Annotated in this window: 14 protein-coding genes; 10 read left to right on the top strand and 4 right to left on the bottom strand. The window is 36.8% G+C overall.

Translation table 11 applies throughout. The features are described from left to right. Window positions 1-20 precede the first annotated feature (20 nt). The 6 genes from tkt to MKY00_RS16585 all read left to right on the top strand — a co-directional run bounded on the left by tkt (window position 21) and on the right by MKY00_RS16585 (window position 8283). Entirely contained in the window at window positions 21-2015 is a 1995-nt protein-coding gene (tkt, locus tag MKY00_RS16610; RefSeq protein ID WP_016718105.1) for a transketolase, read from the top strand. A gap of 112 nt (window positions 2016-2127) precedes the next feature. Beyond that, window positions 2128-3021, top strand: a complete 894-nt coding sequence (gene gnd, locus MKY00_RS16605; RefSeq protein WP_001195921.1) for a phosphogluconate dehydrogenase (NAD(+)-dependent, decarboxylating) — start codon at window positions 2128-2130, stop codon at window positions 3019-3021. A 51-nt stretch (window positions 3022-3072) separates the two neighbouring features. Then, complete coding sequence (fsa, locus tag MKY00_RS16600; protein ID WP_016718104.1) at window positions 3073-3741, top strand: fructose-6-phosphate aldolase; 669 nt, start codon at window positions 3073-3075, stop codon at window positions 3739-3741. A 377-nt stretch (window positions 3742-4118) separates the two neighbouring features. Then, entirely contained in the window at window positions 4119-5444 is a 1326-nt protein-coding gene (gntP, locus tag MKY00_RS16595) for a gluconate permease GntP (protein ID WP_016718103.1), read from the top strand. A 109-nt stretch (window positions 5445-5553) separates the two neighbouring features. Then, window positions 5554-7095: a gluconokinase gene (gene gntK / locus MKY00_RS16590; protein ID WP_016718102.1), complete on the top strand. Its 1542-nt coding sequence runs from the start codon at window positions 5554-5556 to the stop codon at window positions 7093-7095. 126 nt (window positions 7096-7221) lie between these two features. Then, entirely contained in the window at window positions 7222-8283 is a 1062-nt protein-coding gene (locus MKY00_RS16585; RefSeq protein ID WP_029141164.1) for a lactonase family protein, read from the top strand. Window positions 8284-8431: 148 nt separating this feature from the next. Here the strand turns inward: MKY00_RS16585 and MKY00_RS16580 are convergent, their stop codons facing one another. Then, window positions 8432-8608 carry a DUF1272 domain-containing protein gene (locus MKY00_RS16580; protein WP_001207874.1) on the bottom strand — a complete coding sequence of 59 codons (177 nt, stop codon included), beginning with the start codon at window positions 8606-8608 and terminating at the stop codon, window positions 8432-8434. Window positions 8609-8803: 195 nt separating this feature from the next. Here MKY00_RS16580 and MKY00_RS16575 point away from each other — a divergent pair, with 195 nt between their 5' ends. Beyond that, the gene (locus MKY00_RS16575) at window positions 8804-9625 is read left to right on the top strand and encodes a pentapeptide repeat-containing protein (RefSeq protein ID WP_016718100.1); all 822 of its coding nucleotides are present in this window, start codon (window positions 8804-8806) and stop codon (window positions 9623-9625) included. Window positions 9626-9644: 19 nt separating this feature from the next. Continuing rightward, window positions 9645-10181, top strand: coding sequence for a hypothetical protein (locus MKY00_RS16570; protein WP_061183597.1), 537 nt, complete (start codon window positions 9645-9647; stop codon window positions 10179-10181). A 17-nt stretch (window positions 10182-10198) separates the two neighbouring features. Here MKY00_RS16570 and MKY00_RS16565 read toward each other — a convergent pair whose 3' ends face one another. After that, window positions 10199-11083, bottom strand: a complete 885-nt coding sequence (locus MKY00_RS16565) for a DMT family transporter (protein ID WP_000814740.1) — start codon at window positions 11081-11083, stop codon at window positions 10199-10201. Window positions 11084-11285: 202 nt separating this feature from the next. On the opposite strand from MKY00_RS16565, the gene MKY00_RS16560 reads away from it, so the two are divergent. Next, on the top strand, window positions 11286-11636 hold the full coding sequence (locus tag MKY00_RS16560; RefSeq protein WP_016718098.1) for an SH3 domain-containing protein: 351 nt from the start codon (window positions 11286-11288) through the stop codon (window positions 11634-11636). A gap of 63 nt (window positions 11637-11699) precedes the next feature. Then, window positions 11700-12497, top strand: a complete 798-nt coding sequence (locus MKY00_RS16555; protein ID WP_016718097.1) for a glycosyltransferase family 2 protein — start codon at window positions 11700-11702, stop codon at window positions 12495-12497. Here the strand turns inward: MKY00_RS16555 and MKY00_RS16550 are convergent. Both MKY00_RS16550 and MKY00_RS16545 read right to left on the bottom strand, forming a co-directional pair. Beyond that, a complete protein-coding gene (locus MKY00_RS16550; protein ID WP_016718096.1) occupies window positions 12466-13389 on the bottom strand; it encodes an NAD-dependent epimerase/dehydratase family protein in 924 nt (307 codons plus the stop codon). The genes MKY00_RS16555 and MKY00_RS16550 overlap by 32 nt on opposite strands. Beyond that, entirely contained in the window at window positions 13386-14609 is a 1224-nt protein-coding gene (locus MKY00_RS16545; RefSeq protein WP_016718095.1) for a class I SAM-dependent methyltransferase, read from the bottom strand. The genes MKY00_RS16550 and MKY00_RS16545 overlap by 4 nt, the downstream gene beginning before the upstream one ends.

The following is a 14609-nucleotide window of genomic DNA, read 5'->3' as shown; positions in this document are numbered from 1 at the left end:
CATTTAGGGGGACGATTATTATGACACAAAACATAAATCAATTAGCAGTGAACACACTTCGTACGTTATCAATTGATGCTATTAATGCGGCAAATTCAGGTCATCCAGGTCTTCCGATGGGCGCAGCACCGATGGCTTATGCATTATGGGCGAATCATTTAAATCATAATCCGAATCATCCAAAATGGTTTAACCGTGATCGATTCGTTTTATCGGCTGGACATGGATCTAGCTTATTATATAGCCTACTTCATTTAGCTGGATATGACGTTTCAATTGATGACTTGAAAAGTTTTAGAAAGTTAAATAGTAAAACACCAGGACATCCTGAGTTTGGTCACACTTCTGGAGTTGAAGCGACTACAGGCCCGTTAGGACAAGGCATTGCAAATGCTGTTGGGATGGCAATGGCAGAAGCTCATTTAGCAGCGAAGTTCAATAAGGATGGTCACTCTATTATAGATCACAATACGTACGCTTTAGTGGGAGACGGTGACTTAATGGAGGGTGTCGCTTATGAAGCGATGTCAATGGCAGGGCATATGAAACTTGGTAAGTTAATTGTACTGTATGATTCAAATGAAATTTCACTTGACGGAGAATTAAACATTGCTTTCTCTGAAGATATGCAGAAAAGGGTAGAATCTGCACATTGGCAATATGTAAGAGTTGAGGATGGAAACGATGTTGATGCGATTACAAAAGCGATTCAATTAGCGAAAGACAATAAGGATCAACCTACTCTTATAGAGATTAGAACGATTATAGGTTACGGAAGTCCAAAAGTTGCTGGAACGAACAAAGCACACGGTAACCCGCTTGGAGTAGAAGAAGCGACAGCGACAAAACAAGCGTATGGTTGGCATTATGAGGAAGATTTCTTTGTACCTGAAGAAGTAACAGCTCATTTTAATGAACTGAAGCAAAAAGGTATTGAAAAAGAGAACAAGTGGAATGAGCAGTTCAACGTATATAGAGAGTCGAATCCAGCACTAGCAGATGAATTAGAAAAAGCGATTACAGGTGAGGTTTTAATCGAAGCGAAAGACATTCTATCCTTTGATACTGAAAAAACGATTTCTACTCGTGTTGCAAGTGGGGAAGCTATTAATCATTATGTGAAATCGATTCCTTCTATTTTCGGTGGAAGTGCGGATCTTTCTCATTCTACGATGACAGATATAAAAGGGGAAGCAGTGTACGCAGTAGAATCGTATGCTGGCCGCAATATATACTTCGGTGTACGTGAACATGCAATGGGCGCGGCAGCGAATGGACTGGCACTTCATGGAGGAGTAAAGCCGTTCGTAAGTACATTCTTTGTATTTAACGATTATCTTCGTCCATCGATTCGACTGGCTGCATTGCAAAAGTTACCTGTTACGTACGTATTTACACATGATTCGATTGCTGTAGGAGAAGATGGTCCAACGCATGAACCAATCGAACATTTGGCAGCTCTTCGGGCAATTCCTGGTTTAACAGTTATCCGCCCGTCAGATGCAAATGAAACAGCAAGTGCGTGGGCGTATGCTTTACAGCAAACGGAAGGTCCAGTCGTTTTAGTACTGAGCCGTCAAAATTTACCGGTGTTTCATGAAACGAAAGCGAACATAGAGAATCTTTCTAAAGGAGCTTACGTATTAACACAAACGAATGAAAATCCGGATGTAATTTTAATTGCGACAGGTTCTGAAGTATCCTTAGCTGCTAGTGCGAAAGCAAAATTAGAAGAAGATCAAGTTTCTGTTCGCATCGTTGCAATGCCGAGCTGGGAATTATTCGATCGCCAATCGAACGAATATAAAGAATCCGTTCTTCCGTCTTCTGTAACGAAACGAGTATCTCTTGAGATGGGTGTATCTCTCGGCTGGGAGCGTTATGTAGGACAAGAAGGAAAAGTACTATCAATTGAAACATTTGGAGCTTCAGGAACTGGAGCTGAAGTCATGAATCTATTTGGATTTACGACAGAAAATGTTGTTCAAATTACAAAAAATGTGTTGAATTCTTAAGCTATGACTGTGAATACCTTTCTGTACGTACTAACATTTCAGTGCTGAAAGGTATTCCAGATTGTAGTGATGTGGATTTTTAATAAAAGATGATTTGAGGAGGAATTATATTATGCAAGTAGGATTAATTGGGTTAGGTAAAATGGGATTAAATTTAGGGAAAAATTTAATGGATCATAAACATGAAGTAGTAGCATTTGATTTAAATGCAAGTGCAGTGGAAGAAATGAAAGAGTACGGGGCTACAGGTACATCTAGCTTAAATGAACTTGTTCAGTCATTACAATCACCAAGAGTTCTTTGGGTTATGGTACCACACGCTGTTGTTGATTCTGTTATTGATGAGGTTACACCACTTTTATCAAAAGGAGATATTTTAATTGAAGCGGGTAATTCACATTATAAAGAGTCCATTCGCCGATATGAGCAACTAAAGAAAGATGGCATTCACTTTATGGATGCAGGAACTTCTGGCGGAATGGAAGGCGCTCGTAATGGTGCTTGTTATATGATCGGAGGAGATCAAGAAGCTTGGGATATCGTTGAACCTATCTTCCGTGATACTGCTGTAGAAAATGGATACTTATATGCTGGAAAAGCTGGTAGTGGTCACTTCTTAAAAATGGTTCACAACGGAATTGAATACGGTATGATGGCTGCTATTGGTGAAGGATTTGAGATTCTAGAGAAAAGTGAATTTGACTACGATTATGAAAAAGTATCAAGAGTATGGAACAACGGTTCAGTCATTCGTTCATGGTTAATGGAATTAACAGAAAATGCATTTTCTAAAGATGCAAAATTAGATGAAATTAAGGGTGTTATGCATTCTTCTGGTGAAGGAAAATGGACAGTAGAAACAGCATTAGACCTTCAAACAGCAACTCCTGTTATCGCAATGTCTCTATTAATGCGCTACCGCTCATTAGATAATGATACATTTACAGGAAAAGTAGTAGCAGCTCTGCGCAATGAATTTGGCGGACATGCAGTAGAAAAGAAATAAACATCTTAAAATTATAACTCGTTAACGTTTAAAAAATGGAGGGAATAGATTATGAAGTTTTTTATTGATACTGCAAATCTTGAGGACATAAAAAAAGCATATAAACTTGGAATTTTAGCTGGTGTTACAACGAATCCTTCTTTAGTAGCAAAAGAGGGCATTAAGTTTGAAGACCGTATTGCAGAAATTTGTCAGGCAGTGCCGAAAGTTGAATCTGTTTCGGCAGAAGTAACGCCAGATGCTGTGACAGCTGAAGAAATGATTGCTCAAGCAGAAGAACTGATTAAAATTAACGGTGGCGATGAAAAAGTTACAATAAAACTTCCGATGACGCTAGCGGGATTAGAAGCTTGTCGCTATCTTACTGAAAAAGGTGTGAAAACGAACGTTACCCTTATTTTCACTGTGAACCAAGCTCTTTTAGCTGCCAGGGCAGGTGCAACGTATGTTTCTCCATTTTTAGGACGTTTAGATGATATTTCTGAAGATGGCGTATTATTAGTTGCTAAAATTGCTGAATTATTCGATGTTCACCAATTAGATACACAAATTATTGCGGCTTCTGTTAGACATCCAGATCATGTAACTCGTGTAGCGATGGCAGGTGCTCACATTGCAACAATTCCTTATAAAGTAATTGAACAACTTGCTATGCACCCATTAACAGATCAAGGTATTGAGAAGTTTGCTGCGGATTGGGCGAAAGCACCTAAATTATAATATATGAAGTGAGGAGACTTTCCGAAAATTTCTTTTCATGAGAGGGTAGATTCCTAGGTAACTCCATCGTTTAACTTGGATCTCGAGTTTGGAGTCTTACTATGTGAAAATAGCAAGAGAAGAAAGTGTCATTCACTTTTGAAGAAGGAAAATTTGCTTACGCGTAGCGTTTATCACAATAACATTACAATTATGAAAGAGAAATCCCCTTATCAGAGAGAGTAGGTAACATGTATCTCTGGTAAGGGAAATTCTTTTTATATAAATTATTATATTGTGAAGATGAGTTATAAATTTTTACTCAAGAAAGAACTATATAGGTTCTTTTCATTGTATAGCATTTTTGAAAGGGTTTACATAAAGGGGTGGAATTGCGTATGAATATGTACCTTTTAATGATTACATTATTATCAATTGTAATTGTTATTTTAGGGGTATCGTGGTGGAGATGGCATGCGTTTATTAGTTTGACGGTTGCAAGTTTGTTTTTAGCAATTATGTCTGGAATGCCAATGGATAAAATAGTGAGTGCTTATGAAACGGGAGTCGGAAGTGTTCTTGGGCATTTAGTAGGTATTTTAGTATTAGGTACAATATTAGGGAAAATGATGGCAGAGTCAGGTGCTGGAATGCAAGTGGCAGAGTTTTTTATTAAATCCTTTGGGATAAAAAACTTACCATGGGCGATGTTAATTGCAGGTTTTATTATTGGAATTCCGGTGTTTTTTGAAGTAGGCATTTTAATATTACTACCATTAGTAATTTCAATTCATAAAACAACGAAACAAAATATTTTATTGATAGCATTACCAGCAATTGCTGGGTTATCTGTCGTACACGGCCTTGTTCCTCCGCATCCAGGGGCAATCGTTGCAATTGGTATTTATAAAGCGAACCTTGGGAAGGTACTATTGTATTCACTCATTATTACATTTTTTGCAGCGATTATTGCAGGTCCTATATTCGCTCAATGGATTCACAAACGTGTAATTCCTGAAAATGAGCCAGAATTGATACGTGTAAATACAAAATCAACGAAATTACCAGGAATAGGAGTTTCATTTTTAGTTATATTGTTACCTGTTCTGTTAATGGTTTTAGCTGCAGCAGCTCCTTATGTTCCACTTTCTACTACTTTGATGAAGATTGTCACATTAATTGGTAGTCCTATCATTGCATTATTGATTGCATGTTTTGCAGCGTTTTATTTTCTTGGATTTCGTCAAGGTATCGATAAAAAGGCGATTAAGAAGGTAACAGAAGATAGCTTATTACCAATTGGTTCAATTGTTGCGATTATTGGTGCTGGCGGCGGATTTAAGCAAATTCTTATCGATAGTGGTGTAGGGAATGCTATTGCTCAAATGTCTGAGCATTTAGCTCTATCTCCAATTGTATTAGCATTTATGGTAGCTGGATTAATTCGAATTGCGACGGGATCAGCGACAGTCGCTTTAACAACAGCAGCGGGTATCGTTTCACCAATCGTCGAAAATGCGACAGGTGTGAATTTAGAATTGCTCGTCATTGCAACAGGTGCAGGAGCATTAATGTTTTCACACGTAAACGATGCTGGGTTCTGGATGGTAAAAGAATACTTAGGTTTAACAGTAAAAGAAACATTTAAAACATGGACGGTATTAGAAACATTACTTTCATTTATCGCTTTTGGAGGCGTTTTACTACTCGATATGTTTATTTAAAATAGGGATGTTTCTATTTAGATAAATGCAACATACAACGTTATCAATAGATAAAAGGAATGTATTTTTATGGTAGGATACGGTAGTGATTTTTTGTTAGGAGGAAGAAATGGTGAGCACAAAATATATGATTGGTGTAGACATTGGGACAACTAGTACAAAATCAGTTCTATTTTCTACTGCTGGGTCTGTTATTGCAAGTCATGGAATTGAATATCCTTTATATTCTCCTACACCTGAAATAGCAGAACAAGATCCAGAAGAAATTTTTCATGCAGTAATAAATACAATTAAAGAAACTGTACAATCGAGTAATGTACAGCCAAATGATATTCTTTGTGTTTCTTTTAGTTCGGCAATGCATAGTATCATTGCTGTAGATGAGAAGGGAAAACCGTTAACGAGATGTATCACTTGGGCAGATAATAGAAGTGCAAGCTGGGCAGAGAAAATAAAGAATGATATGAATGGTCATGAAATTTATTTACGGACTGGGACACCAATTCATCCGATGTCACCACTTTCGAAATTAGTTTGGCTACAGAATGAGCAGGCAGAGTTATTCGCAAAAAGTTATAAATTCATTTCTATTAAAGAATATGTTTTTTACAAGTTATATAAAGAATATGTAATTGATTATTCTATAGCATCAGCGACAGGAATGTTCAATTTAAAATCTTTAAAATGGGATGAAGAGGCTTTACATGTAGCGGGAATTACAGATAAAAAGCTTTCAAAGCTTGTTCCAACAACGCACAGTTTAACAGGATTAGATGAAGAGCTTGCCAAAGAGATGAATGTACTTGTTTCTACGCCTTTTGTAGTAGGAGCGAGTGATGGAGTCCTATCCAATTTAGGTGTAAATGCAATAGATCCTGGTGTTGTGGCTGTTACAATTGGTACAAGCGGTGCGATACGTGCTGTAACAAATCGTCCTGTAACAGATCCAAAAGGTAGAATTTTTTGTTATGCGTTAACTGAAGACCATTGGGTAATCGGTGGTCCAGTTAATAACGGTGGTATGATTTTCAGATGGGCTCGTGACCAATTGGGCACTTCAGAGATTGAACTTGCAAAGCGCTTAGGAAAAGATCCATATGAAGTGCTTACTGAAATAGCAGCAAAAGTGAGTCCGGGGTCCGACGGTTTATTATTTCACCCGTATTTAGCAGGAGAAAGAGCTCCTTTATGGAATGCAAATGCGCGAGGATCTTTCTTTGGACTTGGATTGCATCATAAGAAAGAACATCTTATCCGTGCCGTGTTAGAAGGAGTAATTTATAATTTATACACCGTTCTTCTTGCTTTAAAAGAGCTAATTGGTGAACCGAAAAAAATTCAAGCGACAGGTGGTTTTGCAAGATCGGAACTTTGGAGACAGATGATGGCGGATATTTTTCATCAAGACGTATATGTTCCGGAAAGTTTCGAAAGCTCTTGCTTAGGAGCTGCAATCCTTGGTTTATATAGTCTAGGTGAAATAGATACATTATGCGTAGTATCTGAAATGGTAGGTGCGAATTTCCACCATGAACCAAACATGGAAAGTGTGGAAAAGTATAAAGATTTAACACCAATTTATATTCGTCTGTCTCGTCAATTGGAAGAAGAATATGAAAGTATAGCAGCGTACCAAAAAAAGTGGGTTTAAAAGCTATTTAACAAGAAAATATGATAACGTATAAAGAGGTACTCCAATTTTTTAGGATACTCTTTCAACATAAAATATTGTAAGAAGTATGATGAACAAAAAATTTAGGGAGAGAGGGTTATGGAAATGAAGGATAACAAAGAGTTTATTGGGTATGTTGGAACTTACACGAAAGAAAAAAGTGAAGGAATATATAAGTTTATTTTAGACACGGAAGCAAAGAAAATTAGTCATGTAACACTTGCGGCTAAGCTGGATAACCCTACATATGTAACGATTAACCGAAATAATGAATATCTCTATTCCGTTGTTAAGGAAGGAGAATCTGGTGGTGTAGCTGCTCATTCGATTGATAGTAAAACTGGAGAGCTAAAGGAGAAAAATAGACAAGTAGTAGAAGGGGCTTCTCCTTGTCATGTGAGTGTTGATAGTGGAACTCACACGGTAGTTACAGCAAATTATCATAAAGGAACGATTGAGTCTTTCGCAGTAAATGAAGAAGATGGATCTGTAAATCCTGCGGCCTCTATTATAGTGCATAAAGGTTCAGGTCTGAATAAAGAAAACCAAGAGAAACCACATGCGCATTACGCAGGATATACGCCTGATGAAAAATATGTGGTGGGTGTTGATTTAGGGATTGATAAAATACTTACGTATGAAATAAAAGATAGTGTATTAAAAGAAGTGAATAGCTTGTCTGTAAATCCAGGAAGTGGCCCGAGACATATTACATTTCATCCGAATGGAAAATATGCATATGTGATGACAGAGCTTAGTTCAGAGGTTATTGTGTTAACATATAATCCGGCAGAAGGATCCTTTACAGAAGTACAGTATATTTCTACTCTTCCTGCCGCATTTGATGAAAATAATCAAGGAAGTGCGATTCATATTTCTTCTGACGGTAGTTTTGTATATGCAGGTAATCGTGGTCATAATAGTATTGCTGTTTTCAGTGTGGATGAAAATTCAGGCAAGCTTACATTTGTTGCACATACATCTACAGAAGGAAATTGGCCAAGAGACTTTGTATTAGATCCTACTGAAAAGTTTCTTGTTGCTTCAAATGAAAAGTCGCATAATCTTGTGCTATTTTCAAGAGATGAAACGACAGGGAAGCTAACTCTTTTACAATCTGATGTTGTTGTGCCGGAGCCTGTTTGTGTGAAGTTTTTGAATGTTTAAGTTGTGTTGAAGCTAAATGCATGCTGGGATGTCGTTATTTGTCGGTAAGTCGATATTCTTTGTCGAAACGTCGATATATTGAAAAAATCGTTGATATAATTTCATATACCCAGAAGACAGTAAAAAGCAAAGCGATATCGCTTTGCTTTTATTGTTTCTTTTTCGGCCTGCGTACTAACTCGCCGCCGCAGTTTGGGCAAACGTTATGTCTTTCTTCTGTACATGGTGCGCAAAATGTACATTCATATACGCAAATGTATGCTTCAGAATCTTGTTCCAATGATTGATCGCAAATTTGACAGTTTGTTTTCATTTGTAGTGCCATAGTAGGTCTCCCTTTAGTTAGAATATTTATAATTTAATTATAATTCATCGGATAGAAGTTGTCTTTTTCAATTGAAAGGAAATCGAATGATAAAGTTATGATTTGAAATGAAAGAAGCTTGTTTATTTTTAAATTGATTATTTAATAAGGTTGGAATATTATGAAATAGTCAAAAGACAACAGGGGGTATACATTTTGACTAATCATAACGATCATTTAAAAGCAAACTGCGAAAAATGCTTCGGTCTATGTTGCGTTGCATTACCGTTCGCAGCGTCAGTAGATTTTGCAGTGAATAAAGATGGCGGGAAACCATGTTCCAATTTACAATCAGATTTTAAATGTAGTATACATAAAAATCTTCGTGGAAAAGGTTATAAAGGTTGTACAGTATTTGAATGTTTTGGCGCTGGGCAGAAAATTTCTCAAGTTACATTTAACGGGATAGATTGGCGGAAAGATGCGAAGCATGCGAGAAAAATGTATGATGCTTTTCCAGTTATGCATCAGCTACATGAAATGCTTTGGTATTTGAATGAGGCGATTCTTTTACAGGCGACGCAGCCAATTCATAAAGAGCTAAGTATAGCGATTGAAGAGACGGAGCGTCTTTCAAATTTAAATGCGGACGAGTTAATGAAAGTAAATATTCCATTACATCGTGCAGAAGTGAATATTTTACTTTTAGAAACGAGCGAACTAGTTTGGAAGGAAATGAATACTGCGCGTAAGAAAAGAATCATTCACCGAGGCGCAGACCTTATGGGAGCAAATTTGAAAAAGAAAGATTTGCAAGGAGCGAATTTAAGAGGAGCTTACTTAATTGCGGCTAACTTAAATGGAGCAAATTTAAGAGGAGCAGATCTCATCGGGGCAGATTTGCGAGATGCAGATATTCGTGGGGCCGATTTTACAAATAGTATTTTTCTGACGCAAGTTCAAGTTAATGCGGCGAGAGGGGATAAACATACGAAATTACCGAAAATGTTGTCCCGTCCATCGCATTGGGGTGCGTAAAGAATGAGGAGTAATTAGTGTGGATATATTTCAGTATTTAGAAGAGATGCAAGAAGATGTTTTTTCGTTAGCAGTAGAGCAAATAGAAGGGAAGTATTATGATATTTGCTGCATGTTAGCGTCTAAGGGTTATGCAGAGAGAATTAAAGCAATTCATTTAGGAGCATATGAGGAAAGTATTCGACTAGCATTGTATGAAGCTATACAAATCGCTACTAGTGAAGAGGCAAAAGCAATTTATTTTGAATATGATCTTGATAATGAATGGGATAGTCAGTTTTATATTTGTGAAGAGTATTTTTCGCTGGAAGAAGAGGATGATGATTGGGCTTCTGAATGGACATATGATGTTGAAGGACCGAAGTCTATAGAATTAGCAGATGTGTATGCTGAGAATGGCTTTGATATAAATGAAAAGGCAATTGGTATAAATTTGTATTTAATTGCTAGAACGGTATGTAGTTTTATGAGTGCGTGTAGTGAAGTGCAAAGGAATATACCGATTTGTATTGGTTTTCACGACCAAGATCCAATTATACGAACAGGCAGAGATTAAGTATCTCTGCCTGTTTTTCATTTCTTTTCAAAAGTAGTAATAAAAACACTACATACAATAAGAATACCACCAATAAAAAAGTTACTATTTAATGTCTCATTTAATAAGAGCCAACCAAGCAATGATCCAACAATAGGCTGGAAGAAGAAAAATAACGAGCCGATGCTTGCATCCATTAATTCTAATCCTTTATTCCAAAGGAAAAAGGCACCTGCAGTTGAGACGATTCCTAAATAAAGTACGCCTAATACTACATATAGGTTCATATGTTCAATTGGGTTTGATTGAAATTCCCATACCATAAAAGGTGTAATAAAAAAGAGTGAAAAGAATATAGCGTACGTTGTAATCACTAAAGATGAAAATCGAGCTGAAGCAATTTTTACATAAATAGATAGTAGAGCCCACGTAATAGCTGCCCCAACTAATATGATTGTACCGATAAAATAGGAGCCAATTTCAATATCCCATCCGATTACGATAATGACACCGATTGTCGCTATGATGGTAGATAGTAATCTACGAGCGGTTAGTTTTTCTTTTAAAATGATCGCTGCAAATATAACCATAAATGCAGGTGTAGCTGATGTTACTAAAGATCCTGTATGAGCGTCGGATAGTTTTGTTCCGATAAATTGACAAGTGATCGAAATGAAATATCCGATAAATCCAATCCAAGCGAATAGGAGCCAATCTTTTTTGTGAATGGTTACTGTTTTCTTTTGTTTTTTCTCAGCTATTTTTAAAATCATATACAAAACAACAAAAGCAATGATAAAGCGTAGCCAAACGAGTGTTAGTGGAGGGATAAAGTCGAGTACATATTTGCTAACAACGTACATACCGCCCCATATACTAGCTGCTAGTGATAAACATATAGCTCCTAAAATTGTTTGTTTCATATAAAGTACCTCCGTCTATTTTTAGGGTATGATGAGTTCCCTAAGACGAGGCATAGTGCATGTGTTATATGAATGCCCGTCTTAGTTTATAGACGGCCTACTGGTTGATCGTTTTCGAATGAAGTGTTGTAGTACATGTGTATTCCTCCTTCTTAAGTTATAATGACATTATAACTTAATTTTCTGATTATTGGAGGTTGTTATGAAATATATCGTTATAAAATCATATGTTAGCAATTATCCTGATCCAATTCGCTTAGAAGAGGGGGATGTAGTGAAAATGATAGAGAGTGACGATGGTCCTGAAAATTGGGAAAACTGGATGTTTTGTCACGAAGAAAAATATGACCGGAAAGGGTGGGTTCCGGAGCAAATTATAATGAAAAATACAACTGATGTAGGAATCATTACGAAACAATATACTGCCAAAGAATTAAATGTAAGTATTGGAGAAAGATTGATTGGATTAGAAGAATTGAATGGATGGGTTTGGTGTGAAAAAACAGGTGGTGAGGATGGCTGGGTACCGAAGGAAAACTTACAAAAATATTAGTAATACTATTTGGTTATTAATATAGGAAACATATTTTTAGTTTATGAGTATATTGGTTGTAGGATGAAAAATAGATTAATAGAGAAAGAGGAGATTATTATAACTACAACCGTTATTTCTCATTTTTATAATGAAGAGTATTTATTACCGTGGTGGCTTGCTCATCATACGAAACTGTTTGATCATGGCATTTTAATTAATAAAGGTTCAACAGATCGTTCCGTTGAAATTTGTAAAAAGTTCGCGCCGCACTGGGAAGTACGAGATTCTGCAAATCCAGAATTTGATGCATTAGCGACAGATCATGAAGTAATGAGGGTGGAACAAGAGGTAAAGGGATGGAAAATGATTTTAAATACGACCGAGTTTCTATGTGTGCAAGATAAAAATCAATTTTGGAATTCACTTCATGAATTGGGAGGAAGAATGTATTGGCTAGAAGGGCTTATTATGGTAGATGATCCTAACTACAATTATCCGGACCTTAACTTTGGAATACCTTTAATGAAGCAGCGATTTCACGGTTATTTACCAGAAGAATGGCCGTTATGGAGGAGAGGTAGATTTATTCATAATCATGAACACGGAAGTTATACAGTTGGAAGACATTTATCTGCGCATGAATCTATGATTTATCCGCCTCTTGCTTGTATATTATGGTTTGGGTTTAGCCCGTGGAACGATGAGATGAGAAAGAGGAAATTACAAATTGGTCCGACCCTTTCTGAAGCTAGTAAGGATCGGGGGATGGGTACACACCATATTATTACGCCGGAAAGATTAGAAGAATGGTATAAGGAATTAGCAAGAGGGACGAAGGATTTACGTTTTAGTGATGCGTACCGTTATGCTTTTGTATAAATGATTCCCACCATGAAATTGTTTCTTCGATTCCTGTATTTAGATCGTATGTCGGTTTCCAGTTTACTTCAGTTTTTAAACGCGCTACATGAACGCCGACAAATAAAGGTTCATCTTTAGAGAAAGGGATTGCACCCAGTTTAATTAAATGCTCTTTTCCTATCTTTGTCCCAATGATAGATGCTAATTCTTTAATTTGTACAGATTGACCAGAAGCGATATTGATTGTGCCTGTAACGTCGTGTTCTAATATCGTTACGAGAGCATGAGCGACGTCGCTCACATGGAGGAAATCTCTTGATTGTTTTCCATGTGTACATAGTGCTTCCTCATTTTTTAATAAAGAAGTGATAATGTTAGAAACGAGCCGATTCCCCTGTTCATGAGGGCCATACATATGAAAAATACGGCCCCAACACATGCTGAGGCCTGATTGCTCAGCGTACGTTTGTAGCCAGGAGTGTAGTGCGTTTTTACATAATGAATACGGTGTTTTATAGGAAAGAAGCGGTGAATTTTCAAATAGTACGCCGTTAAACCATTCATACTCTGCGCCGGTGCCTGCAACGACGATTCGCTTTCCGCCGCATGTTGTGAAGTGTTGAATCAATGAGATGCTGGATGTAAGCCAATAGTAATTATTGATAGATACATAACACGCTGGCGGCACTGCTTCCCAAGCTAAATGAATGAGATGACTAGGCTTCATGTCGTAAATGAGTTTTTTTACTTCTTCATCGCAAAGTAAGTTGACTTTATGCCAATGGCAAGAAAGATGGGAAGGCTTATTTGTATTGTAAGTGGCGTGCACTTCATAGCCCTTTTGAATAAGAGAATGTACAACATATTTACCAATCCATCCGCTACCGCCTGTTACAAGGATTTTTTTCATGGCTCAATTACCTCAACTTCTGGTATTGTTACTAAAAATTTGCCGCCCCACTCACGAATGAAAGAGCATTCTTTCATAATCTCGTCTTTTAAATTCCAAGGAAGTATAAGAATGTAATCAGGTTTTGTACGTTTTATTTCTTCTGGAGATTTTATTGGAATGCGGGTTCCTGGTAGAAGGAGATTTTGTTTATGAGGGTTTTTATCTACTGTATAAGCTAGAAATTCTTTTCCTATCCCGCAATAATTTAAAAGGGTGTTTCCTTTAGCTGGGGCACCGTAACCGATAATTTGTTTGTTTAAAGCTTTCGCTTCGATAAAAAACTGTAAAATACTTATTTTCAATTGCTCGATGCGTTTAGAAAAAAGGAGATAACAATCTAATGTATTTAGCCCGTGATCTACTTCTTTTTGGATTAATTTTGTAACACTAGAATGGATAGTTGATTCGTCACTATGATGTTTTACAAAAATACGTAAGGAACCACCGTGCGTTGCAAGTTCTTCTACATCGACAATTTGTAAATGATGGTGAGCTAAAACTTTTTGCAGGCTTATAAGTGAGAAATAGGAGAAGTGTTCATGGTAGATCGTATCAAACTGTTTAAATGATATGAGATTTAATAAGTGCGGGAATTCAATTGTTATTGTTCCGTCTTGTTTTAATAACGTTTTTAAACCTGCCACAAAATCATGTAAGTTCGGAACGTGTGCTAATACGTTATTAGCAATGATTAAATCTGCTTGCGGTAATTTTTTTGCTAAGTCGTTGCTGAAAAAATTCACTTCAGTAGGGATTCCTTTTTGGATAGCGATTTCTGCTACATTTTTTGCTGGTTCAATTCCTAACGTTTCGATATGTTCTTTTTGAAAGTATTGTAATAAGTACCCGTCGTTACTCGCGATTTCAACCACCTTTGAATGTTTCTTTAAGCAGAAGCGCTTAATCGCCATTTCTACATATTGTTTAGCATGCAGTAGCCAGCTTGATGAGTAAGAGCTAAAGTATAAATAGTCATGAAAAATATTGTGCGGAGATTCAAATTCATCTAATTGTACGAGTAAACAAGAGTGACAAACAAATGTGTGCAATGGATAAAATGGTTCCATTTTATATGAGTTTTCTGGAGAAACAAATGAGTTAGCGAGAGGAGAAACACCTAAATCTAAAAAAGTGTTGCTGAGTAATGAGTGGCAAAAACGGCATTTTTTCTGTTCCAT

Source organism: Bacillus sp. FSL R9-9834, assembly GCF_038006905.1.
In the GTDB taxonomy this organism is placed as follows: domain Bacteria; phylum Bacillota; class Bacilli; order Bacillales; family Bacillaceae_G; genus Bacillus_A; species Bacillus_A pacificus.
This window is presented reverse-complemented; position numbering and strand designations above follow the sequence as displayed.

Coding starts and splice junctions, on each gene's coding strand:
- gntK (WP_016718102.1), top strand. CDS start 5,554: ATGGTGAGCACAAAATATATGATTGGTGTAGACATTGGGACAACTAGT.
- MKY00_RS16545 (WP_016718095.1), bottom strand. CDS start 14,609: ATGGAACAGAAAAAATGCCGTTTTTGCCACTCATTACTCAGCAACACT.
- gntP (WP_016718103.1), top strand. CDS start 4,119: ATGAATATGTACCTTTTAATGATTACATTATTATCAATTGTAATTGTT.
- tkt (WP_016718105.1), top strand. CDS start 21: ATGACACAAAACATAAATCAATTAGCAGTGAACACACTTCGTACGTTA.
- fsa (WP_016718104.1), top strand. CDS start 3,073: ATGAAGTTTTTTATTGATACTGCAAATCTTGAGGACATAAAAAAAGCA.
- MKY00_RS16560 (WP_016718098.1), top strand. CDS start 11,286: ATGAAATATATCGTTATAAAATCATATGTTAGCAATTATCCTGATCCA.
- MKY00_RS16565 (WP_000814740.1), bottom strand. CDS start 11,083: ATGAAACAAACAATTTTAGGAGCTATATGTTTATCACTAGCAGCTAGT.
- MKY00_RS16555 (WP_016718097.1), top strand. CDS start 11,700: ATGAAAAATAGATTAATAGAGAAAGAGGAGATTATTATAACTACAACC.
- MKY00_RS16585 (WP_029141164.1), top strand. CDS start 7,222: ATGAAGGATAACAAAGAGTTTATTGGGTATGTTGGAACTTACACGAAA.
- MKY00_RS16550 (WP_016718096.1), bottom strand. CDS start 13,389: ATGAAAAAAATCCTTGTAACAGGCGGTAGCGGATGGATTGGTAAATAT.
- gnd (WP_001195921.1), top strand. CDS start 2,128: ATGCAAGTAGGATTAATTGGGTTAGGTAAAATGGGATTAAATTTAGGG.
- MKY00_RS16580 (WP_001207874.1), bottom strand. CDS start 8,608: ATGGCACTACAAATGAAAACAAACTGTCAAATTTGCGATCAATCATTG.